This is a genomic window from Serratia sp. YWN4, from assembly GCF_055790845.1.
On sequence record NZ_CM147696.1, the window covers coordinates 3,358,109 to 3,382,381 of the forward strand.

The following is a 24,273-nucleotide window of genomic DNA, read 5'->3' on the forward strand; positions in this document are numbered from 1 at the left end:
CCCGAAGGCGCTTTTCAGTCAGGCTTAGAACTGTTTGTTAGCCGATATATTCCAGGCCACCCATGTAAGGGCGTAATACTTCAGGCACCTGAATGCGACCATCGGCCTGCTGATAGTTTTCCAGCACGGCGACCAAGGTGCGACCAACGGCTAAACCAGAACCGTTCAGCGTATGCACCAAGCGAGGTTTCTTCTCGGTTTTGCTGCGGCAACGAGCCTGCATGCGGCGCGCCTGGAAATCCCACATGTTGGAGCAGGAAGAGATTTCGCGATAGGTGTTCTGCGCAGGCAGCCATACTTCCAGATCGTAAGTCTTGCATGCGCCAAAGCCCATATCACCAGTGCACAGCAGCACTTTACGGTATGGCAGATTCAGCAACTGCAACACTTTCTCTGCATGACCGGTCAGTTCTTCCAACGCCGCCATGGAATCTTCCGGGCGGACAATCTGCACCATTTCGACTTTATCGAACTGATGCATACGGATCAGACCGCGCGTGTCACGGCCGTAAGAACCGGCTTCGGAACGGAAACATGGCGTATGCGCCGTCATCTTCAGCGGCAGATCGTCTTCGTCGAGGATCTCGTCACGCACCAGGTTGGTCACCGGCACTTCCGCGGTTGGGATCAGCGCATAGTTGCTGCTTTCTGACTCTTCTTCCAGCGGCTTGGTGTGGAACAGATCTTCGCCAAACTTAGGCAACTGACCGGTACCGTATAGGGTTGCGTGATTCACCAGATACGGCACGTAGGTTTCCAGATAACCGTGCTTTTCGGTATGCAGATCCAGCATAAACTGCGACAGCGCACGGTGCATGCGGGCCATTTGCCCCTTCATCACCACGAAGCGCGCACCGGTCAGTTTGACTGCGGCGGCAAAATCCAAGCCACCGGCCATTTCGCCCAGTTCGACGTGATCGCGCACGGCAAAATCATATTGACGCGGTTCACCCCAACGGCAGACTTCCAGATTTTCGCTGTCGTCTTTACCGTTAGGCACGGCGTCGTCCGGCAGGTTTGGCAAGATCAGGGCGTAATCACGGATCTCGTTCTGCAACTTATCCAGCTCGGCCTTGGCGGCATCCAGCTTTTCACCCAGTTCGTTCACTTCGCGACGCAGCGGCTCGATATCTTCACCGCGCGCTTTGGCTGCGCCGATGGATTTCGATCGGGAGTTACGCTCTGCCTGCAGTGTTTCAGTTTCTACCTGCAGAACTTTGCGGCGTTCTTCTTGCGAACGCAGCAGGTCCAAATCGAGTTTAAAGCCTCTGCGAGCCAGTTTTACGGCGACTGCGTCTAGCTCATTACGCAGCAAATTGGGATCGAGCATGCTAATCCTGTGCTTGTTGTTATTGAAAGAGAAATTGTTGTTTTATACGGCGACGTTAAAGCCACATAAAAAGAAGAGTGATACCCGTTAACCTTACCGCAACGGCAACGCTAGCGGTAGCGTTTTGTCTGGCTATTTTGATCCTGCTCAGCGAGCCATGCCAACTTTTCACCGATTTTGCCTTCCAGCCCGCGCGAGCTCGGATGATAGTAGCGGGTAGCCGCCATTTCCGGTGGGAAATAGCTCTCACCCGCCGCATAGGCATTGGGTTCATCGTGGGCATAGCGGTATTCCGCACCCAGCCCCATTTCCTTCATCAGCTTGGTTGGCGCGTTACGCAAATGCTCCGGCACGTCGTAATCCGCCATCTCTTTGGCATCACGCACCGCGGCTTTGAAGGCGGTGTAAACCGCATTGCTTTTCGGCGCGCAGGCCAGGTAAACGATCGCTTGGGCGATCGCACGTTCCCCTTCCGCAGGCCCGACGCGGGTAAAACAATCCCAGGCGGCAATCGCCACCTGCATGCCGCGAGGATCGGCATTGCCGACATCTTCGGAAGCGATAGCCAGCAAGCGGCGCGCCACATACAGCGGATCGCCCCCAGCGGTGATAATACGAGCATACCAATACAACGCTGCATCCGGCGCTGAACCACGCACCGATTTATGCAACGCAGAGATCAGGTCGTAATAGCGATCGCCTTTATTGTCGAAGCGTGCGCTGCGTTCACCAGAAACCTCTTTCAGCAATTCCGGCGTTAATACCCGCATTCCCTGAGCATCAATTTCGGCCATATCGGCCATCATTTCCAGGCTGTTCAACGCACGGCGCGCGTCGCCGCCCACCAGTTCCGATAGCATGCGCTGGGTGTCTTCCGGCAGCACCACGTTCTGGCCGCCAAAACCACGGCCGTTATCCTTCATGGCCTGATCCAGCACCTGGCAGATATCCTCGGCGGTCAGCGCTTTCAACAGGTAGACGCGAGCACGAGACAACAAGGCAGAATTCAGCTCAAAAGAGGGGTTTTCCGTGGTGGCACCGATAAAAGTGATAGTCCCGTCTTCAATATGCGGCAAGAAGGCATCCTGCTGGCTTTTATTGAACCGGTGCACTTCATCGACAAACAGAATGGTACGGCGGCCAGCATCACGGTTTTGCCGCGCGCGTTCGATCGCCTCGCGGATTTCCTTGATACCGGAAGTGACCGCAGAGATCCGCTCAACGTCCGCCTGGCCATAACGGCCAATCAGTTCTGCCAGCGTGGTTTTCCCGGTTCCCGGTGGGCCCCACAGGATCATCGAGTGCAGTTGCCCGGCTTCAATCGCCCGTGGCAAAGGCTTACCCGGTGCCAGCAAATGCTGCTGGCCGATGTACTGCGCAAGCGTTGTTGGCCGCATACGCGCGGCCAAGGGTTGGAATTCATTGTGGGAAAAATCAAGTGACAGATTACTCACGCAGACCTCTACTTGCGCTGGTCATCCAGCGTCACCCCCTTCGGCGGGGTAAATTTGAATTTGGCAGCATCAACGCTGCTGTTCTGCTGGCTTTTTAGCTGGTAATCACTGCGTTGGCCGTCTTGTTCAACTGCGGTAAAACTCTTGATCGTACCGCTGCTGGTGACTGTGATCGCAAACTGCTTCAGATTGCCGCTGCTGGCTTTTGGCGTCAGCTCAAAATCATCGCCTTTTTGCTTAACGTGGTACTGTTTCCAATCGTTGGCATTATTACGGGTAATCAGCATAAACGGCGTGTTGCCGGTAGCACCCTTCAGCCAGGTAGCGGTAACCTGCTCAACAAACGGGTTATAGAACCACAGGGTTTCGCCATCAGAAACCAGCACGCTCTCATCCGGAGAAGTCATATGCCAGTTAAACAGGTTCGGGCGTTTTACCCACAGCTCACCTTCCCCTTGTTGCACCGCAGCACCGTCACTGCTGGTCACCGATTGGGAGAAACTGGCGTGGAAACTGTTCACTTTCGCCAGGCGGTTTTGCAGATCCTGAGAGGCATCCGCCAGCACTGACGTGGACGCAAAGCCTGAAAGCAGGCAACAGGCAACTAACAGTTTTTTCATTATTCCAGATACCTTATGAAATTCATTTACCGCAGGGCAGTGCCACACGGATCAAATAACCTTTAACGCTCACCACTGTACCTGAAGCCCTGAACGGGCTGCCAGATCAATACTCCGAGAAATTCACGTGTTTACGCTTCTTTGCACAAGGGCCGCTACAGCGGCCCTTTATTATTTCTATGCGGGTAGAAACCAACCATCAATCATGGCGCGGTGGAGCCAATACTTCACGGTTACCGTTGTGCCCCTGCTCGCTGACGATCCCCTGCGCTTCCATCTGTTCGATGATACGCGCAGCGCGGTTATAGCCGATGCGGAACTGGCGTTGTACGCCAGAAATAGAAGCGCGGCGCTTATCCACCACAAACTCCACGGCCTGATCGAACAGCGGATCCAGCTCTTCATCACCGTCCAAGCCGCCAGCCGCACCACCTTCGCCTTCGTCACCGCCGCTGAGGATACCCTCTTTGTACTGTGGCCGCTCACGCGCTTTCCAATCTTTCACTACCGCATGCACTTCCTGATCGCGTACAAAAGCGCCGTGCACGCGTACCGGAATGGAGGAGTTAGGTGCCAAGTACAGCATATCCCCCATCCCCAGCAAGGATTCAGCACCACTCTGATCGAGAATGGTACGGGAGTCGATCTTGCTGGAAACGGTGAAGGCAATACGCGTTGGAATGTTCGCTTTGATCAACCCGGTAATCACGTCCACCGATGGACGTTGCGTTGCCAATACCAGATGGATACCCGCAGCACGCGCTTTCTGTGCCAGACGGGCGATCAGTTCTTCTACTTTCTTGCCGACCGTCATGATCAGATCAGCAAACTCATCCACCATCACTACGATGTAGGGTTCTTTTTCCAGCATCGGCATCACAGTACCCATGCTGTCTGTAGGTTTCCAGAACGGATCCGGAATCGGCCTGCCCATCGCTTCGGCCTGATCGACACGCTCGTTATAACCCGCCAGATTGCGCACACCCAAAGCAGACATCAGCTTATAGCGACGCTCCATCTCGGCGACACACCAGCGCAGCGCGTTGGCCGCATCTTTCATGTCGGTGACCACATCGGTCAGCAGATGCGGAATGCCTTCATAGACCGACAGCTCCAGCATTTTCGGATCGATCATGATAAAGCGCACTTCTTTTGGCGTGGCTTTATACAAAATACTCAGGATCATGGCGTTGACCCCGACCGACTTACCGGAGCCGGTGGTCCCTGCCACCAGCAGGTGCGGCATTTTGCCCAGATCGGCCACCACTGGCTGGCCGGAAATATCTTTGCCCAACACGATCGCCAGCGGCGACGGATTATCGCGAAATGCCGGGCAATCCAGCACTTCACGCAGATAAACGGTCTGGCGCTTGGCGTTTGGCAACTCGATACCTACGTAAGGTTTACCAGGGATCACCTCAACCACGCGCACCGCCGAGGTTGACAGCGAACGGGCCAAATCACGCGACAGATTGGAAATACGTGCGGCTTTGACGCCTGGAGCCAGATCCAGCTCGAAACGCGTAATCACCGGGCCTGGCAGAATATCCACCACGTCAGCCTTAACCCGATAATCCGCCAGGCTGGCTTCCACCAGACGGGCTTTCTGCTCCAGTTCAAACGAATCAACCGGCTCCACCTCTTTCGGGGCTTCGGTCAGCAGATCCAGCGTAGGCAACGGTGTTGTCGGCTTCTGCAACGGCTGATCGTTACGCATCAGGAACGGATGGATCAGGCTGTCCATGGCAGGCGCGGCAGATTGCTGCTGTGCCGGTGGTTGATAAGGCTGTTGCGGCTGATAAGCAGGCACAGGCCGTGGTGCCTGATAAGCGGGCGTTTCTGGCTCAAATTGGCCGAAAGGCACATCATCTTCTCTTTCGCTTTGCAGTTCGATGCGCTCCTCAAGCTGCGGCGACAGAGTGAATAAAGGCTCTTTTGGGCCATCATCAACCAGATCTGCCATCGGTGAGAAGCTGAAAGCCTGGCTGGTATCAATAGGGCGCGAAACTGGCGCGGATTCAGCTTCACCATAGCGTGCCTGCTGTTGCTGAGCAAAAACCTGGCCGAGTGCCGCTTCCTGCAAGGCGTTTTCATCATCATGCTGATATTCTTCGCCATAGCGCTGGTTTTGCTGCTCGGCAAATGCCTGACGCAATGCCGCTTCCTGCAAAGCCTCATCCTCTTGTGGAGGACTGACGGGCTCTTCGCTGCGATGACGCTGCTCCTGCTCTGCCATCCGCTGCGAAGGCAACTTGATGCCGTAGGAGGCCAGCTCACGCCGAGTGGGGATACGCACCGGATTCGGGCGCGGTAACTCAGGGCCGATACCTTGCTTGATCTGAGAATTACCGTCGCTGGTGGCGGTAAATGCTGGCATAAAGGTATGGTTCACCACACTGGCGGCGGCGGTTGTTGCCGTAGCGGATGGTGGTTTCATTGCACCAAAAGGAGGTACATCATCGCTGGCGCTGAACCCGGTTGAACCACTGAAACCAACGTGATCGCGCTGTGCAGTAGAAAAATCAAACGGCGACTGCTCACGCTGCGGCGCCACAGAGGCGTTCCAATCCCCCAAGCGCGGCTCGTTTTCGTCCTGATAAGGATCTAGCGGGCGTGTCGTTTTCGGCGTTGGTGTTTCTTCGGGTAGCTCAAACGAATAGAGCGGTGGCGTGCTCTGCTCTGGCGCTGGGTTCAATGGATGCTGACTGATCGAAGCAGGTGCTGCGGGGGCAGCCGTTACCGCAGGCGGAGTGGTTACCGGTATATCAACCACCGCATGTACAGGTTCAAGTTCGTCATCGATGGCGCGCAAGCCACTCAAGAGTGGATCAACGTCATCCTGTTGCGCCATTTCACTGACCGAAGGCGCAGAGAACAGCACATCATCCTCGTCCGTCACAGCGGCTACGGCGGTGCTCTTAGCATCTGGCTCTGACTGATCAATCAACCTGTCGTCATCATCGTGATAATGATCGTCACGACGTGAACGGTTGGTCATGAAAGTAGCGGTTCCCAGTACCACACCACCGATTTTTTCAGCGATAACCAACCAGGACCAGCCGGTGAACAGCGTTAACCCCACCGCCCAAATGCCTAACAGCGCCAAGGTGGCACCAATGCCATTGAACCATGGCAGCATGGCATTGCTCAGCAAACTGCCAATCACGCCGCCGGAGGCGAAATAATAGAGATCGTCAACATTCAGTGCTGCCAAACCACAGGAGGTAAGCACCAGCGCCAACGTGCCGATCAGGCGTAACGACAGCGCAAAATAGTCAATATGATCATGATTGCCGCGCTGACGAAACCCAGCCCAGCATAGAGTGAACATGATCGGTGGTATCGCGTAAGCGAGTACTCCGAAGGTGAAGAACAGCGTGTCGGCCAACCATGCGCCAACACCGCCGCCCAGATTATGGATCGGCTCGTGCCATGCAGTTTGCGACCAACTGGGGTCAGAAGGATTGAAACTGACCAGTGCAGCCATAAGGTAAACGGCAAAAATCGCTACCACGATCGACAAAGCCTCAAGCAAACGCTGCCCGCTGCTAAGCCTCTTCAGGGTAACTTCTTTATCTTCTGTGTATTCCTGGCTCAAGAAAGGCTCTCCAGGTTCCTGTTAGCTGGCATAGTAACAGCGCCGAGAGGCTTCCTCGGCGCCGAAACTGTATGGATAAACAGGAGTATAACGAATTTAATCAGGTTTTGCACCTGCGTCTTACCGTGTTTTGATAACCAGACGGTTACTCTGTTTCACTTCTTCCATCACCACGTAAGTCCGGGTGTCATTAACCCCCGGCAAACGCAACAGAGTTTCGCCCAGCAATTTACGGTAAGCCGACATATCGGGTACACGGGTTTTCAACAGATAGTCGAAATCACCGGAAACCAAATGACACTCCTGAATTTCTTCAAGCTTCTGTACGGCTGAGTTGAATTGCTCAAACACGTCCGGCGCACCGCGGTTCAGCGTGATTTCCACGAAAACCAGCAGGGAAGCGTCCAGATAATGTGGGTTGAGCAATGCGGTATAACCATGGATAAAACCCTGGCGCTCAAGGCGGCGCACACGTTCTAAACATGGCGTTGGGGATAGCCCCACGCGCTTCGAAAGCTCGACGTTCGAAATTCGCCCATCCTTTTGCAATTCATTCAGGATGTTGCGGTCGATACGGTCAAGATCTTTACCCGGGCGTTTTTTGTTGTCTGCCATTATTATTGTCTCTCTTATGTTCTTCCCTGCACTTGCCACACCCTAGCCAACGTCAATGTGCAAGGGCTTGTTCCAAGCGAAGACCCGATGTCTTTGATAAGCGGCCCATTCCCCTGAGACAGGGAATATTTCTGTAACACTTACCGCCGTACTGCCCCTTCACTACCATCTTCCGTCGTTATACAGCCTGTCTGTCCACCCCATACAACGAATTCAAATGATGCTTACATGCAGAAGAGAATTCACCCCCGAGAGCCAAATCCACCCCCACCTGCCGCAACGATGTAATACGCTGCTTTCTTGCCATAAATACAAACGATTTACTGCCGGTGCGGGGATAATTTCTTCTTCCTATGATGTTTTCGCAAATGCGCAGCGGATTGTCAAAGTAAAAGAAGTAAAATCAGAAGAACGTGCCGTGAGGAAAACGGAGCACCTCATTTTCAGTTAGGAATCTCCGCATTAAAAAGTCAGGAAGTTAGCTACATAAACCCGACAAAAATGCCATTTTTCACGCGTTTATGTACAGATATAATCCTTGCCTTGAGATTAACTGAATTACGGCGTCGAGGAATCGGGAATCTGTCATTAATCGGTAATCGCTATCAAACAAATCGTTAACAACATTTCCTGATGCTTTTTTTACTGCCGCATTTTCCCTACAATCGCTACCACTGTCCGCCATCGTGGGAAAAGAGGTTATTCATGGGCACGGCTAAACATAGCAAATTACTGATTCTGGGTTCAGGCCCGGCTGGCTACACCGCCGCTGTTTATGCAGCGCGGGCAAACCTGAACCCGGTGTTGATCACCGGTATGGAACAAGGGGGTCAGTTGACCACCACCACCGAGGTCGAAAACTGGCCTGGTGACGCCGAAGGGCTGACTGGCCCGGCATTGATGGAACGCATGCGCGAGCATGCTGAAAAATTCGAGACTGAAATCGTCTTTGACCATATCAACAGTGCTGATTTGCAGAACCGCCCTTTCCGCCTGTTTGGCGACAACGGCGAATACACCTGTGATGCGCTGATCATCGCAACCGGGGCTTCTGCCCGCTACCTAGGGTTGCCAACCGAAGAAGCCTTCAAAGGCAGAGGGGTTTCCGCCTGTGCGACCTGTGACGGTTTCTTCTATCGGAATCAAAAGGTTGCAGTGGTGGGTGGGGGTAATACCGCCGTGGAAGAAGCGCTGTATCTCTCTAACATTGCGTCTGAAGTGCATCTGATTCACCGCCGCGACAGCTTCCGCTCAGAAAAAATTCTGATCAACCGTTTGATGGATAAAGTGAAAAACGGCAACATCGTCCTGCACACCGACCGTACGCTGGACGAAGTGCTGGGTGACCAAATGGGTGTTACCGGTGTGCGTATCCGCAGCACCAAAGCTGGTAATGAAGCCGAAGAACTGGCCGTTGCCGGTGTATTTATCGCGATCGGCCACAGCCCTAATACTGCTGTCTTCGGTGACCAGCTTGCATTGGAAAATGGCTACATCAAAGTGCAGTCCGGCATTCATGGCAACGCAACCCAGACGAGTATCCCTGGCGTGTTTGCCGCTGGCGACGTGATGGACCATATCTATCGTCAGGCAATTACCTCTGCCGGTACCGGTTGCATGGCTGCACTGGATGCCGAACGCTATCTTGACGGTATCGCCCAGGCTGAAGTGCGGTAAGCCCTTCCCCTTAGTTCAAGCCAGGCGGCTTCCGTAGCCGCCTTATTTATCTCCAGCGCATTTCAAATACCCCCCTGAATTCCCGACGCTGATAATACGAAAGGGATATTTATTTTCAGTCTGCATGGTGACGAGGTAACATTAGCGTTCACTTGTTTCGCTTCAGGTCGAGGCAAACACTTTTTAACAGTACGTTAACCTGACCTGTTGCGACAGGCATCGGCGACGCAGACTACCTGATGAAAAAAACCAGACAGTACCAATTAACCCGTTGGCTCAAAACCCAGAGTGCATTGGCACAGCGTTGGCTGCGTCTTTCCATGCTGTTAGGCCTGCTCAGCGGCATTTTGATTGTCGCCCAGTCCTGGCTGCTGGCCTCCCTGCTCCATGCCCTGATTATCGAACATCAACCCCGCGCTGAACTTGTTTCCTCGTTTATCTGGCTGATTGCCGCCTTTGCGCTGCGCGCGCTGTTAAGCTGGCTGCGCGAGCGCGTTGGGTTTATCTGCGGGCAGGTGATCCGCCAGCGCATGCGGGCGCAGGTACTGGATAAATTGCAACGGCTGGGCCCCGCCTGGATCCAGGGGAAACCCGCCGGTAGCTGGGCCAGCATCATTGTTGAACAGATTGAAGATATACAGGATTACTATGCGCGCTATCTGCCACAGATGTATCTGGCGGTCTTTATCCCGTTGCTGATCCTGATCACCGTCTTCCCGATTAACTGGGCCGCCGGATTTATCCTGCTGGCCACTGCTCCGCTGATCCCGCTCTTTATGGCGCTGGTTGGAATGGGGGCTGCGGATGCCAACCGCCGTAATTTTGTGGCGCTGGCACGCCTGAGTGGCAATTTCCTCGATCGTCTGCGCGGGTTGGATACGCTGCGGTTGTTTAACCGTGGGCCAGCAGAAACAGAGCAGATTGCCAAATCCTCGGAGGATTTTCGCCAACGCACCATGGAAGTGCTGCGTATGGCTTTCCTCTCCTCTGCGGTGTTGGAGTTTTTTGCCTCCATCTCCATCGCCGTGGTGGCGGTCTACTTTGGTTTCTCCTATCTCGGCGAGCTGAATTTCGGCAGCTACGGTACCGGCGTTACGCTGTTTGCCGGTTTCCTGGTGCTGATCCTCGCGCCGGAATTCTTTCAACCGCTGCGCGATCTGGGGGCTTTCTACCATGCCAAGGCGCAGGCCGTAGGGGCCGCCGAAGCGCTGGAAACCTTCTTGGCCACAGAAGCTGAACAGGTAGGGAATGGGACTCAGACCATCGATGCTACAGCAGCGCTAACGTTGCAGGCACAGGATCTGGAGATTCTCTCCCCTGACGGCGTCTTGCTGGCTGGGCCGCTCAGCTTCACGTTACCGGCCAACCAACGTATTGCGCTGGTCGGGCTAAGCGGTGCCGGGAAAAGCTCGCTGCTGAATCTGTTGCTCGGCTTTCTGCCATACCGTGGGTCGTTGCAGGTTAACGGCACAGAACTGCGTGAACTGGCGGCGGCAAGCTGGCGTCAACAGCTCGGCTGGGTGGGGCAAAACCCGCACCTGCCAGCACCAACGCTAAGAGAAAATATTCTGCTTGGTGCGCCCGAAGCCAGCGAAGAGCAACTACAGCAGGCGATTGAGCAGGCTTACGTCAGCGAATTCCTGCCACATTTGCCAAACGGGCTGGAAACCGATCTGGGGGATGGTGCCGCGCGCCTTTCTGTCGGGCAAGCGCAGCGGGTGGCGGTCGCACGCGCGCTGATCAGCCCACGCCGCTTGCTGCTGCTGGATGAACCGGCCGCCAGCCTGGATGCGCACAGTGAACGTTGGGTGATGCAGGCATTGAATAACGCCTCACATCAGCAGACCACCTTGCTAGTGACACATCAGTTGGAAGATATCGAAGATTACGACCAGATTTGGGTGATGGACAGCGGGAAAATCGTTCAACAGGGCGATTATGCCACGCTCAGTACCCAACCCGGCCTGTTTGCCAATCTGATTGCCCACCGCAGCGGGGAACTATAATCATGCGCGTTTTATTGCCATTTCTGGCGTTGTACCGCAGACACAGCTTTCTGATTTGCCTGGGAATTATTCTAGCGATCGTCACCCTGCTGGCCAGTATCGGCTTGCTGGCGCTTTCCGGCTGGTTCCTGGCGGCTTCTTCACTGGCCGGGTTGGCCGGTTTATTGACCTTCAACTACATGTTGCCAGCGGCAGGCGTACGCGGAGCCGCGATCTTCCGCACCGCAGGGCGTTATGCAGAGCGCGTGGTCAGCCATGATGCAACGTTCCGCGTACTGTCGCATTTGCGAGTGTTTACCTTCAAGAAGATCTTGCCGCTGTCCCCCGGTGGCATTGCCCGCTTCCGTCAGGCTGAATTGCTGAACCGATTGGTGGCCGATGTCGATACGCTCGATCACCTGTATCTGCGGGTGATTTCCCCGTTGGTCAGCGCCGCAGTGGTGATTATGGTGGTGACTTTCGGCCTTAGCTGGCTGGATGGCCCGTTAGCCTTCACCTTGGGTGGCATTTTACTGCTGTTGCTGCTGTTGCTTCCCCCAGTGTTCTATCACGCCGGTAAGCCGATAGGCGGCGAATTAACCGCACTGCGTAGCCAATACCGCACCGAGCTAGCATCTTGGCTGCAAGGGCAGGCAGAACTGGTGATTTTCGGCGCGCTAGAGGGTTTCCGTACCAAACTGAATGCCACCGAACAGCGCTGGCAACAGCGCCAATGGCAGCAGGCTTCGCTGGGCGGAATCGCTCAGGCGTTAACGATTCTTGCCAGCGGCCTCACCGTTACGCTGATGCTGTGGCTGGCGGCAGCCGGTATCGGCGGTGATACTCAGCCAGGGGCGCTGATTGCACTGTTTGCCTTTGCCGCACTGGCTTCCTTTGAGGCCATGATGCCAGTTGCCGGCGCTTTCCAACATCTAGGCCAGGTCATCGCCTCCGCAACGCGCGTCAAACAGATTATCGATCAGCAACCGGAAGTTATTTTCCCTGAGAGTGGGCCAGCGGCACAGCCGGGCGCAACGCTGAACCTGCATGGCGTCTCTTTCACCTATCCCGGGCAACCGCTCCCGGTGTTGCATAGCATCGCGTTGAATCTTGCCGCCGGTGAACACATCGCGCTGCTGGGGCGAACCGGCTGTGGCAAATCCACCCTGCTGCAACTGCTGACGCGCGCCTGGAATGCTGACAGCGGTAAGATTCAGCTCAATGGCCAACCCTTGAACAGCTATGATGAAGCTACGCTGCGCGCCATGACTGCGGTCGTCAGCCAGCGAGTGCATATCTTCAGCAGCACGCTACGTGAAAACCTGCGCATCGCCGCTCCGCAGGCGAGCGATGAGGTACTGAACAACGCCCTGCAACAGGTTGGGCTGGGTAAACTACTGGAAAACGAAGGGCTGAATGCCTGGTTGGGTGAAGGTGGCCGTCAGCTTTCCGGTGGCGAACAGCGCCGCCTGGGGATTGCCCGCGCGCTGCTGCATCAAGCTCCGCTACTGCTGCTTGATGAGCCTACCGAAGGGCTGGATGCCGAAACCGAGCAGCAGATTTTGGCTCTGTTACGCCAGCACTGCCGTGGCAAAACGTTGATTCTGGTGACCCATCGTCTGTATGGGTTGGAACATTTCGATCGTATCTGTGTGATGGATGGCGGCAAGATCGTGGAACAAGGTCATCATGCTGCCCTAATGCAGCAACAAGGTCGTTATGCCCAATTCCATCAGCGGATCAGTAATATATCGCTGTAAAACGGCCTGTAGGCAACGCTAAGAGGATTTATGCGTATTGTTAAGCTGTCACCGCAGTCATTGGCGTTTCCCTCACCAGAGAGCGCCCTGCGCGATCCTAACGGCCTGTTGGCGATTGGCGGCGATCTGACACCTTCGCGCCTGCTGGCCGCCTATGAACGCGGTATTTTCCCCTGGTACTCACCGGGGGAAGCGATTTTATGGTGGTCACCCGATCCCCGTGCCGTGCTGTTCCCGGCAGAATACCATGCCAGCCGCAGCCTTAAGCGCTTCCTACGCAGCAATCCGTTCCATATCACCCTTAATCACGATTTCGCTGCGGTGATTGCCGCCTGTGCCTATCGCCCGGACGAAGGGACCTGGATCGGCCCAGAAGTACAGCAGGCCTATTGGCAACTGCATCGGCAGGGTAAAGCCCATTCCATTGAGGTATGGCAAGGGGATGAACTGGTTGGTGGCCTGTATGGTGTCGCGCAAGGGGCGCTGTTTTGCGGAGAGTCGATGTTCAGCCGTACAACCAATGCGTCAAAATATGCCCTGATGGCGTTTTGCCGTCATTTTGCTGCTTATGGCGGAGAATTGGTTGACTGTCAGGTGCTTAACGCTCACACTGCCTCGCTGGGAGCAAAAGAGATTTCCCGCCGCCAATTTTTGCAGTTGCTGAGCAACCTTCAACGCAGGGTTTTAGCGCCGGAATGCTGGCAACCACAAGTTATACCCCCACAGCAGGTTGAACCACCCTCCCCAACTGACTAATTTTGCGGAAACGGTGCATTGTTCACCGACACATCTTTACATAATGTGGGTTTTTCGGCATTATCTTGCCGGTTAAAAACTAAGGTAGTTACACCTAGAGGATTCGATGGCCAAAGAAGACAATATTGAAATGCAGGGCACCGTTCTTGATACGCTGCCGAACACCATGTTCCGCGTTGAGTTGGAAAACGGGCACGTGGTAACCGCTCATATCTCCGGTAAAATGCGTAAAAACTATATCCGCATCCTGACGGGTGACAAAGTCACTGTAGAGCTGACCCCGTACGACCTGAGCAAAGGCCGCATTGTCTTCCGTAGCCGTTAATCGGCTCACCCGTTGCCAGCATTTGGCAACATTGAGGATGTGATCCCTCAGGAGCCCTTTCCGTTTACCCCCGCAGCAACGTTCACCACCGAGTTGTACCGGCGCGAGTAAACTGAGAGGGCTCACTCATTTTTGTTCCACGTGAAATTCACGTATAAAAAAAGCGATGCCGAGGCATCGCTCAGACTGTTGACTAACCCCACTTTTTCAGGTGGGGTTCTTCTTTTTTAGCGACCGCAGGTCGCGATCGCGATATTTTTCCATAATACCGTCATTAGTGACTTCTGTTCGCACAAGGCTGTTTTCTGGCCTTCCCAAGACGCTTTCCACCACCGGTAAAGACAATAAAGAAGCGCCAGCAGCGCCATCTTCTTCATATTCTGCGCTGTGGCCGCCAGCAGGCACTGCATCTGCACTTTTGACAGTCCACGGAACCGCGCATACCGATGGCCATGGTGCTGTTTCGCATCCGCGAAGCTTCTCTCCACTGTCTCTTTGCGCCGCGCGTAGATTTTCTTGCCCCATTTCGTCAGCCGTAACCTGTTGGCTTCCTCTTTCGCCTCTTCCCACACATGCCGCGTTATCGTTTTCTGTGCCTTGCTGTTCTGCGTACATTGCTGCCTCTGCTCACAGCACTGGCACACTGCCGGGTCTGAACGGTAATGCTGATAACCGTTACGGTCTGTCGTGCTATATATCAGCAATTCGCCTGCCGGGCACACATACACTTCCCGTGCCTCATCATACCTGAAGTGCTTTTTCTGGAACTCATTCTGACCTTTGTGCGGCCGCCGATAGCCGGGAACCAGCGCGATACCCATTTCCTGTGTCAGATGGCACACCGCGGCGGTGAAGTAACCCGCGTCCACACCCACCGCCACCGGCTCCAGACCGAAGCGCTCTACCTGCCGCTCAAGTCGCCCGATAAAGGGCTGGCTATCATGGACATTGCCCGGTGTCACATGCGTATCCAGGATGATGCCGTGCTTCCCGTCCACCGTGCGGTGGTCCAGATAGAAGAAGCCCTTCGGTTTGTTATCCCGGTGCATAAAGCCGCTTTCCGGGTCGGTGGTGCTGACTTTGGTGTTCTTAACGGCGACGCTTTCTGGCGTCTTTTTTACGGCGGGCAGCGGCTTTTTTTCGTGCTTCCTCCTGTCGGCCTCCACGGCAGCATCAAGCTGCTCCAGATATTCACTGACGCCTACCGGACGTTCTTCATTCACCGCTCTGCGAGGGTTGGCGTCGGCTTTCAAGTGCGTGCTGTCAGTGTAAAGAACACGCCCGTTGGCCATGCCGCGGCTGAGAGCCTGTTCCACGATGTGGTCAAAAATCTGCTGGAAGACGTCGCTGTGGTTGAAGCGGCGGAGGCGGTTCTGGCTCAGGGTCGAGGCGTCAGGGACTTTTTCGGTGAGGGCCATACGCAGAAACCAGCGATAAGCGACATTGACCTGTATTTCCTTGACCAGACGGCGCTCGCTGGGGATACCGAAGAGATAACCCAGCAGCATCATTTTAATCAGGCGAACGGGGTCAATAGCGGGTCTGCCGTTATCAGGACAGTAGAGATGAGCAACGGCGTCGCGGATAAATTCAAAATCAATGGCGGCATCGATTTGGCGAACCAGATGGTCTTCGGGGACCAACTCATCCAGGGTGAGGGTTTCAAACTGATATTGCTGGGGAGAGGGTGTTTTGAGCATGGCAGTCAGTCCATTTTTTGCACTGACCTTATTAGATCAAAGTCCTGGCCTCACGGCCAGGACTTTGTCATCAATCTGAGCGATGCCGAGGCATCGCTTTTCTTTGTCTGCTTACCGCTTAGTGCACCGCACCTTCATCGGCTTTACGCATCGCAGCACTGAGGAAGTGATAAGTTAGCTGTTTTTTGTCCTTATCCAACTCAACTTTCACTGACCCCCCGTCCACCAACGAACCGAACAGCAGTTCATTAGCCAGCGGTTTCTTCAGGCTTTCCTGCATCACACGCGCCATTGGGCGAGCACCCATCGCACGGTCATAGCCTTTCACTGACAGCCAATCACGCGCTTCGTCACTCACTTCCAGCGACACGCCTTTCGCATCCAGCTGCGCCTGCAGTTCGACGATAAACTTGTCAACAACCTGCTGGATCACCGCAGGAGACAGATGGTTGAACCAGATGATGTTGTCCAGACGGTTACGGAATTCTGGCGTGAACACTTTCTTGATCTCTTCCATCGCATCAATGCTGTTGTCCTGCTCAATCAGACCAATCGATTTACGCTCTGTTTCGCGCACACCGGCGTTGGTGGTCATCACCAGGATAACGTTACGGAAATCTGCCTTGCGGCCGTTGTTATCGGTCAGAGTCCCATTGTCCATTACCTGCAACAGCAGGTTGAACACGTCCGGGTGCGCCTTCTCGATTTCATCCAGCAGCACCACCGCATGCGGATGCTTGATGACCGCATCGGTCAGCAGACCGCCCTGATCATAACCCACGTAGCCTGGAGGTGCACCAATCAGGCGGCTGACGGTGTGACGTTCCATATACTCGGACATATCAAACCGCAGCAGCTCAATATCCAGCGCTTTTGCCAGTTGCACCGTGACTTCGGTTTTCCCGACGCCGGTCGGCCCGGCAAACAGGAAGGAACCCACCGGTTTGCGATCCTGGCCCAAGCCCGCGCGGCTCATCTTGATCGCCTCGGTCAAGGCTTCAATCGCCGGATCCTGGCCAAACACCAGCATTTTCAGACGATCGCTCAGGCTCTTCAGCACGTCGCGATCGCTGGCAGAGACGGTTTTTTCCGGAATACGCGCAATGCGCGCGACGACGGATTCAATATCCGCCACGTTAACGGTTTTCTTGCGCTTGCTGATCGGCATTAACCGGCTGCGCGCGCCCGCTTCGTCAATCACGTCAATCGCTTTATCCGGCAGATGACGATCGTTGATATATTTCACCGAAAGCTCAACCGCAGCGCGGATCGCCTTGGCGGTATAACGCACATCATGGTGCGCTTCGTACTTGGTTTTCAGACCGTTGATGATCTGAATGGTCTCTTCCGGCGTCGGCTCGGTGATGTCTATTTTCTGGAAGCGACGAGCCAAAGCACGGTCTTTTTCGAAAATATTGCTGAATTCCTGATAGGTGGTAGAACCGATCACCCGGATCTTGCCGCTCGACAGCAGCGGTTTAATCAGGTTAGCGGCATCCACCTGCCCACCGGAAGCCGCACCGGCACCGATGATGGTGTGAATTTCGTCGATAAACAGAATGCTGTTCTGATCCTGCTCCAGCTGTTTCAGCAGCGCTTTGAAGCGTTTTTCAAAGTCGCCACGGTATTTGGTCCCTGCCAGCAGCGAACCGATATCCAGCGAGTATAGCGTGCAGTCTGCCATCACTTCTGGCACATCCCCCTGCACGATACGCCAGGCCAGCCCTTCGGCAATCGCGGTTTTACCCACGCCGGACTCACCCACCAGCAGCGGGTTGTTTTTACGGCGGCGGCACAGCACTTGAATAGCACGCTCCAGCTCACGGTCACGACCGATCAACGGATCGATACCGCCCACACGAGCCAGTTGATTCAGGTTGGTGGTGAAGTTTTCCATACGGTCTTCCCCTCCGGACTGCTCTTCGTTTACCGGGTTTTCCGCATTCGGGGCCTGGCCCGGCTCATCTTTACGCGTACCATGTGAAATGAAGTTCACCACGTCCAAACGGCTGACGTCGTGTTTACGCAGCAGGTAAGCCGCCTGCGACTCCTGCTCGCTGAAGATCGCCACCAGCACGTTAGCGCCGCTGACTTCGCTACGACCAGAAGACTGCACGTGGAATACCGCACGTTGCAGCACCCGCTGGAAACTGAGCGTCGGCTGAGTATCGCGCTCTTCTTCGCTGACGGGCAACGTAGGTGTTGTTTGTTCAATAAAGGCTTCCAGTTCCTGACGTAATGCCGCCAGATCCACCGTACATGCCTCAAGCGCTTCTCGCGCGGCAGGGTTGCTGAGCAGTGCCAGCAACAGGTGCTCCACGGTCATAAACTCGTGTCTGTGCTCGCGCGCTCTGGCGAAAGCCATGTTTAGACTGAGTTCCAGTTCTTGATTGAGCATAGGCACCTCCCAAATAGATTACCTTTTAGTCTGTTTACCAGACTATTTTACTTGCCACTTTGCGCCAGGGCAGTGTTCGCCTCCTTACGTAACGTACTGCATGTACGCTCCGGGCTACGATGCGCTGCCTACGCCCAAACTGGCTACGCTGATAGCGCCTATTGAATCGGACTCCATTCAGGCCTTTTCCAACGTACAAAGCAACGGATGCTCATTCTCCCTCGCGTAACGGTTCACATGAACGACCTTGGTTTCCGCCACCTCGGCGGTGAACACACCGCAGATCGCCTTACCTCGATAGTGAACCGTAAGCATCAGTTGTGTTGCACGTTCAATATCATAAGAAAAGAACTTTTGCAGCACGTCAATCACAAATTCCATCGGCGTGTAATCATCGTTATTAAGTATAACTTTATACATTGATGGCGGTTTTACCGCATCGATTTGTTTTTCTTCAGCCAAGTGTTCAAAATTTAGCCAATCATTGCTTTTGCCCATCGCAGTTCATCTTCTCTAACCATGACCCCAGATATGAGGGCACGTTCGGGTTATTCAAAGGGAATATCACTACTATTTTACCATCTTCATGGCCAGCGCGCCGCAGCTTAAACCAGATAAAACAGAGCCGATTTCCGGTACAATTTGTTACCAAACAATGTCAATAGCGTTAACTGCTTCAAACTTTGATGAACTGCTCGGTGCTGTCAAAAGCCGATCCCTTGACGTGATGATCATTTGCTCTAGAGTGTAATTTCGTGAGCTGCTGGTCTTTTGACCACCCTACACTCACCTGAATCAGTTATTCATCTCACCTAAATATTGCGTTGCGAGGGATGTAGAAGCATGGAGACGGGTACTGTTAAATGGTTCAATAACGCCAAAGGTTTTGGTTTTATTTGCCCTGAAGGCGGCGGCGAAGATATTTTCGCTCATTATTCAACAATCAAGATGGATGGCTACAGGACGCTAAAAGCTGGCCAGCAGGTCAGATTTGACGTTCATCAAGGGCCGAAAGGGAATCATGCGAGCCTTATTATGCCGCTGGAAAGCGAGGCACTGGCCTAGGCGCCCTTCAAAGCTCTTCTGCAATGCCACATTAAAAATGCCAGCCAATCTATGACTGGCATTTTTTATCAGCTTACTACTCACGCGCCAAGGCATCAATCGGGTTCAGCCGGGCCGCACTGCGTGCCGGTAAATAACCGAATACCACGCCGATCCCCGTAGAACACAGAAACGCACTCAGCAACGCAGCGGGTGGGAAACTGATCTGCCAGCCCGGCAGCACCGCTTGTACCAGCAGACCGATGGCGAATGACAAGGTAATCCCCAGCGCGCCACCCACCAGGCAAACCAACACTGCCTCGATCAGAAACTGCTGCAATACATCGCCAGAGCGCGCGCCCACCGCCATACGGATACCAATTTCACGCGTCCTTTCCGTGACCGAGACCAGCATGATATTCATCACCCCGATGCCGCCAACCACCAGCGAGATCACCGCCACCAGTGTTAAGAATAACTGCAACGTGCGAGTCGTTTTTTCCGCCGTTTGTACCAGGCTATCCATATTATAGGTAAAGAAATCCTTCTTACCGTGGCGCAACGTCAGCAGGCGCGTCAGTTGTTGTTCCGCCTCCTGGCTGTTGTAATCCTCACGAATGCGCACCGTGATTGAATCAAAACTGTCTTTCCCCACCAATCGATTCGCCATGGTGGTGTAAGGCACCCACACGCTCAGCGCCTGGCTGCTGCCAAACATCGACTGTTTCTCTTTTGCCACCCCGACCACCGTTGCGGGCATATTGCCGACCAAAATCACTTCCCCCACCACGTTCTTCTGGTAAGGGAACAGGCGGCGCTGGGTATTGGCGTCAATCACCACGATCTGCGCCTGCGATTGCACTTGCATAGGATCGATGCCGATGCCCTGAGTGAATGCCATGCCGTAAACCCGGAAAAACTGCTCGCTCACACCGGTGACGTTAGCCGCTACATCGATATTGCCAAAACGCAGCCGCATACTGCTACCGATCTTGGGTGACAGCGCGTTGACGTAGGGCTGTTCACGCAACGCCTCCAAATCATCATATTTCAATGCCTGGCGGTATGCCGGATCGTCATCACCAAAATCTTTGCCCGGATAGACATCCACGGTATTGGTACCGATCGATTTAATATCTGCCAGCACCATTTGTTTAGCCGCATCGCCGATCACCAGGATCGAGACCACGGAAGCAATACCAATGATGATCCCCAGCATGGTGAGCGCCGTGCGCATTTTATTGGCCGCCATCGCCCGCCAGGCCATCACCAGCGCTTCACGGAAACGGCCGAACATCTGCTGCCAGGAAGGCGCTGGGGTTGCCAACTCCAAGGTTTTGGCCTGCACATTGCCGCGCACGGCCGAGCCGGAATCAGCAATGATCTCCCCATCACGGATTTCAATAATCCGTTCAGCCTGGCGTGCCACCGCCGGATCGTGCGTCACAATAATCACCGTGTGCCCCTGCTCGCGCAGTTGCTTGAGGATGGCCATGACCTCTTCACCGGAATGGCTGTCGAGTGCGCCGGTCGGTTCATCCGCCAGGATCACCTGCCCGCCGTTCATCAACGCCCGCGCAATACTGACACGCTGCTGCTGGCCGCCAGAAAGTTGGCTTGGCCGATAAGCGATACGATCGCCCAAACCGAGGCGTTGCAGCAACGCGGCGGCCCTTTCTCGCCGCGCGGCTTTGCCTAAACCTGCATAAACCGCAGGCACTTCGACGTTATGCGCGGCGCTCAGATGGGGTAACAGATGATAACGCTGGAAGATAAAACCAAAGTGCTCACGCCGCAGTTGCGCCAGCGCATCACCGTTGAGAGTGGCGACATCCCGCCCGGCAACCCGATAGGTACCGGCACTGGGCTTATCCAAGCAGCCGAGCAGGTTCATCAGCGTCGATTTACCGGAGCCGGAAGCCCCCATAATCGCCACCATTTCACCCGCCTCAATGCTCAGGCTGACATCTTTCAGCACATCCACCGTCTGATCGCCAGAGAGATAGCTACGCCGGATACCGCTCAGTTCCAACAACGCCGTCATCAGTGAGCCCCGCCGCGGCTGATAATCACTTCGTCACCCACCTCTAGCCCACTGACGATCTGCACATCAATGTTATTGCGTATGCCGATGGTGACTTCACGCTTTTCTTCTTTCCCCTGTTTCAGCACCGCAACGTGATAACGATTGTCGGCAATCTGATCGCCCAATGCCGCCAAGGGGATCACCAGCGCATCGCTGACGCCGGAAAGCTGAATATGTACCTGAGCCGTCATTTGCAGGCGTAATACCCCTTCCGGGTTCGGCACTTCAAAGCGCGCATAGTAGAAAATGGCGTTGTTGACCTTTTCCGGCGTCGGTTGAATATCTTTCAGCACGCCGTCGAAGCGTTTGTTCGGATCGCCCAGCACGGTAAACCAGGCTTTCTGGCCCGGCTTCAGGTTAATCACATCAGCCTCAGACACCTGCGCTTTCACCAGCATGGTGCTCAGATCGGCCAGCGTCAGAATGTTGGGTGCCTGTTGCGCGGCAATCACCGTCTGGCCCTGCAAGGTGGTGATCTGCACCACATCGCCGTCCATCGGCGCTTCGATGCGGGTATAGGCCAGATTGATCTTCGCGGTATCCAGGCTGGCCTGATTTTTCATGATCTGCGCTTTGATGGTCTCCACCTGCGCTTTTTTCACCGCCAGTTCGGTCACATATTGATCCAGATCCTGGCTTGATACCGCCTGCACCTTGGCCAGTTCGCGATTGCGCTGCAAGGTCACCGACGCCAACCGTTGCTCCGCCTGCGCCTGTTGCAATTGGGCATGCAGTTGTTGCAAAGTCGCTTCACCTTCACGGATGCTGTTTTGCGCCTGCTGCGGATCGATAATGGCCAGCAGTTGGCCCTTTTTCACTTTGTCGCCAATCTCGACCTTCAGGCTCTCCAACTGGCCGCTGACCTGAGCGCCGACGTCAACCTTACGTACCGCATCCAACTGACCGGTCGCCAATACGTTTTGCTGCAATTCGCGCTGGGCAACCTTAGCCGTTTTAAAATCCACCGCCACAGGATGGCTGGAGCGCCAATAGGCCAGCGCAGCAATCACCGCCAGCACAACCAGGATCAGCATCCAGCGTTTTTTACGTCCTATTAACCACGTCAATGTCTATTCCTATCAATCTTTGGCTACCAAAAGCGGTAACGCGGATAAATTATCACGTTTAGCCCAGTCTTCATTGATACTAATCAGCCCGGCCACGCGCCAGCCAAATCACCCGCGAAAACATTTTTTTCAGCAGTGGCGGCACAGAATCGATGCCCCACGTTCCTGCCTGCTCCGCAACCTCAATGGCTAAATCGGGCTTGGAAGAGTGATGCACCGCTTTGAGGATCACTTTCCGCACCGGCATCTGCACCTTGAGCGGCACCGACGCAACCCGGTGATAAACCGCGTTAAAGCCCTCTTTGTACATAAAGTGCTCCATGTCCGGCGCTGGCAGCACCGTTAAACGATCGCGTTCATTGTCCTCATGGTTATCCAGCAGGCTACGCACGGTATTGGCATATTTTTTCCCGGCTTCGTCTCCGTCGACCAGGGCATGCCATTCAATCCCCATCCGGCGGGCAAATTTCAGCAGCGGCCGCAGGCCGCACTGGGCAAACTCGATCACCCGCACCCCTTCGGCCTCAAAATGGTAACCGCATTGGCGCGCCAGTTCGTTCAGCAGCCAGACTTCGGTTTCCCCTTCCACCAACAGCCAGCAACGGGCAAACAGTGAAGAAGGCCGGTTAAAGCGAATATGGAACGCAATACGCCGCCCGTCTTCCGGGCTCAGGCCACGCGGCCCAAGGCGATAGGTTGCAACGCGGGCGGATTCACGCACCAGGCGGCAAATATGCTCCACCGGCACCAGCGAAACCAGTGCGCTGGAATTGGTGGTGGTGATCCGTTGCAACGGCATCAGGTTAAACAGACTCCAGGCAACCGACAGCATAATGGGGTGCAGGCGCGTTTCCGGGTCTTCCACCAGCAGCAATGGGCGGGCATGGGGATCGAGCTTGACGTTGCCCTTGGCCTGCAACAGCGTGGAAAACATCCCCAACAGGATCAGGCGCATGCTGCGGCTGTTGGGTTCGGCGATCATACGGTTAAGACTGTCCAGCGAGCGCCACGCCTGCTGTTCCTGGGGCTGGCGATGGTGGCGTGGCCCTGCCACTTGCGAGCCCAGTTCAGCAAAATAGTGTTCCAGCAGTTGCTGCATCGCCGCCAGCCCTTGGCGCAGTTCGGAGTTGGTCAACTTTTGCGGGTTATGCACCAGTTCACGCGTCAGTTGATTCAACTGCTGTGCCAAGGTTTCGTTGTCGGCGGGAAGGTGATCGTTAAGCGAACGGGAGCGCAAGCGGCGGATAAAACGCGCATCCCGCAGGCGCAGCACCGGATGAATGCGGATCAGCGCATGCACCAGTTGATCGATATGATGCAGGTGCAGCGCATTGCCGTCGGCATCAAGAAAACGGCGCCAGGTACACACCGTTCCATCATCTTCCAGTTCACCTTCACAGCAGTAGTGAATACGCCCCAGGTTATCCTCACCCTTCGACCAAAGCGGTGACAGATGGCGATAGCGCGGCAGGTGCGCGTGGCCGATATCCTTTTCGCAAAACGTGAAAATAATCTGTAGATGGCGCTCTTTGGCGGCTTCATCGCCGGGAGGAAAATGAAAATCTCGGGCCTCAAAGCGGTACAGCGTTTGCTCCGGAGCCAGAAGAAAGGTCATCGCATCCAGCAGGCTGGACTTACCCCAGGCGTTCTCACCGAGCAATACGGTGTTGTCATCCAGCATCAATGAAAGCCGGTTGATACCACGAAATCCTACAATCTCAACGCGTTCTAAGAACATCATCCACCTCGCATGCGCGCTCCACCCAAAAGTGAGTGAGCGTCGCTAATCCCCTTGTAACTTCAAGTACCAAGGGCAAATCACTCTGCCAATATGAAGACCATCCCCCTTGAGGATGGT

Annotated in this window: 17 protein-coding genes; 6 read left to right on the plus strand and 11 right to left on the minus strand. The window is 54.8% G+C overall.

Translation table 11 applies throughout. The annotated features are described in order from the left end of the window. Positions 1-37: 37 nt before the first annotated feature. The 5 genes from serS to lrp form a co-directional block, all read right to left on the minus strand. Complete coding sequence (gene serS / locus ACX9GT_RS15850; RefSeq protein WP_473187684.1) at positions 38-1,330, minus strand: serine--tRNA ligase; 1,293 nt, start codon at positions 1,328-1,330, stop codon at positions 38-40. A 110-nt stretch (positions 1,331-1,440) separates the two neighbouring features. Continuing rightward, positions 1,441-2,784: a replication-associated recombination protein A gene (locus tag ACX9GT_RS15855; protein WP_473187685.1), complete on the minus strand. Its 1,344-nt coding sequence runs from the start codon at positions 2,782-2,784 to the stop codon at positions 1,441-1,443. 8 nt (positions 2,785-2,792) lie between these two features. Next, positions 2,793-3,404: an outer membrane lipoprotein periplasmic chaperone LolA gene (gene lolA, locus ACX9GT_RS15860; RefSeq protein ID WP_473187686.1), complete on the minus strand. Its 612-nt coding sequence runs from the start codon at positions 3,402-3,404 to the stop codon at positions 2,793-2,795. Between the two features lie 199 nt (positions 3,405-3,603). Continuing rightward, on the minus strand, positions 3,604-7,002 hold the full coding sequence (locus ACX9GT_RS15865; RefSeq protein WP_473187687.1) for a DNA translocase FtsK 4TM domain-containing protein: 3,399 nt from the start codon (positions 7,000-7,002) through the stop codon (positions 3,604-3,606). 120 nt (positions 7,003-7,122) lie between these two features. Then, positions 7,123-7,617 (minus strand): leucine-responsive transcriptional regulator Lrp, encoded by a 495-nt coding sequence (lrp, locus tag ACX9GT_RS15870; RefSeq protein ID WP_004928318.1) that lies wholly within the window; start codon positions 7,615-7,617, stop codon positions 7,123-7,125. A gap of 705 nt (positions 7,618-8,322) precedes the next feature. Between lrp and trxB the strand changes: the two genes are divergently transcribed. The 5 genes from trxB to infA all read left to right on the plus strand — a co-directional run bounded on the left by trxB (position 8,323) and on the right by infA (position 14,120). Next, positions 8,323-9,294: a thioredoxin-disulfide reductase gene (gene trxB / locus ACX9GT_RS15875; RefSeq protein ID WP_473187688.1), complete on the plus strand. Its 972-nt coding sequence runs from the start codon at positions 8,323-8,325 to the stop codon at positions 9,292-9,294. 239 nt (positions 9,295-9,533) lie between these two features. Next, the gene (gene cydD / locus ACX9GT_RS15880) at positions 9,534-11,300 is read left to right on the plus strand and encodes a heme ABC transporter permease/ATP-binding protein CydD (RefSeq protein WP_473187689.1); all 1,767 of its coding nucleotides are present in this window, start codon (positions 9,534-9,536) and stop codon (positions 11,298-11,300) included. A gap of 2 nt (positions 11,301-11,302) precedes the next feature. Further along, entirely contained in the window at positions 11,303-13,039 is a 1,737-nt protein-coding gene (gene cydC, locus ACX9GT_RS15885; RefSeq protein ID WP_473187690.1) for a heme ABC transporter ATP-binding protein/permease CydC, read from the plus strand. 30 nt (positions 13,040-13,069) lie between these two features. After that, entirely contained in the window at positions 13,070-13,795 is a 726-nt protein-coding gene (gene aat / locus ACX9GT_RS15890) for a leucyl/phenylalanyl-tRNA--protein transferase (protein WP_473187691.1), read from the plus strand. A 106-nt stretch (positions 13,796-13,901) separates the two neighbouring features. Continuing rightward, positions 13,902-14,120, plus strand: coding sequence for a translation initiation factor IF-1 (gene infA / locus ACX9GT_RS15895; protein ID WP_002211347.1), 219 nt, complete (start codon positions 13,902-13,904; stop codon positions 14,118-14,120). A gap of 227 nt (positions 14,121-14,347) precedes the next feature. Here infA and ACX9GT_RS15900 read toward each other — a convergent pair whose 3' ends face one another. From ACX9GT_RS15900 to clpS, 3 genes are all read right to left on the minus strand, one after another. After that, entirely contained in the window at positions 14,348-15,820 is a 1,473-nt protein-coding gene (locus tag ACX9GT_RS15900; protein WP_473187692.1) for an IS1182 family transposase, read from the minus strand. A gap of 118 nt (positions 15,821-15,938) precedes the next feature. Next, entirely contained in the window at positions 15,939-18,218 is a 2,280-nt protein-coding gene (gene clpA, locus ACX9GT_RS15905) for an ATP-dependent Clp protease ATP-binding subunit ClpA (RefSeq protein WP_473187693.1), read from the minus strand. 177 nt (positions 18,219-18,395) lie between these two features. Beyond that, entirely contained in the window at positions 18,396-18,716 is a 321-nt protein-coding gene (clpS, locus tag ACX9GT_RS15910) for an ATP-dependent Clp protease adapter ClpS (RefSeq protein WP_459402151.1), read from the minus strand. Between the two features lie 345 nt (positions 18,717-19,061). On the opposite strand from clpS, the gene cspD reads away from it, so the two are divergent. Further along, positions 19,062-19,283 carry a cold shock-like protein CspD gene (gene cspD / locus ACX9GT_RS15915; RefSeq protein ID WP_037393863.1) on the plus strand — a complete coding sequence of 74 codons (222 nt, stop codon included), beginning with the start codon at positions 19,062-19,064 and terminating at the stop codon, positions 19,281-19,283. A gap of 76 nt (positions 19,284-19,359) precedes the next feature. Here cspD and macB read toward each other — a convergent pair whose 3' ends face one another. From macB to ACX9GT_RS15930, 3 genes are all read right to left on the minus strand, one after another. Beyond that, complete coding sequence (gene macB / locus ACX9GT_RS15920; protein ID WP_473187694.1) at positions 19,360-21,306, minus strand: macrolide ABC transporter ATP-binding protein/permease MacB; 1,947 nt, start codon at positions 21,304-21,306, stop codon at positions 19,360-19,362. Continuing rightward, positions 21,306-22,382: a macrolide transporter subunit MacA gene (gene macA, locus ACX9GT_RS15925; protein ID WP_473191611.1), complete on the minus strand. Its 1,077-nt coding sequence runs from the start codon at positions 22,380-22,382 to the stop codon at positions 21,306-21,308. Before macA ends, macB begins: the two co-directional genes overlap by 1 nt. 112 nt (positions 22,383-22,494) lie before the next feature. Next, entirely contained in the window at positions 22,495-24,153 is a 1,659-nt protein-coding gene (locus ACX9GT_RS15930; protein ID WP_473191612.1) for an ATP-dependent endonuclease, read from the minus strand. Positions 24,154-24,273 lie beyond the last annotated feature (120 nt).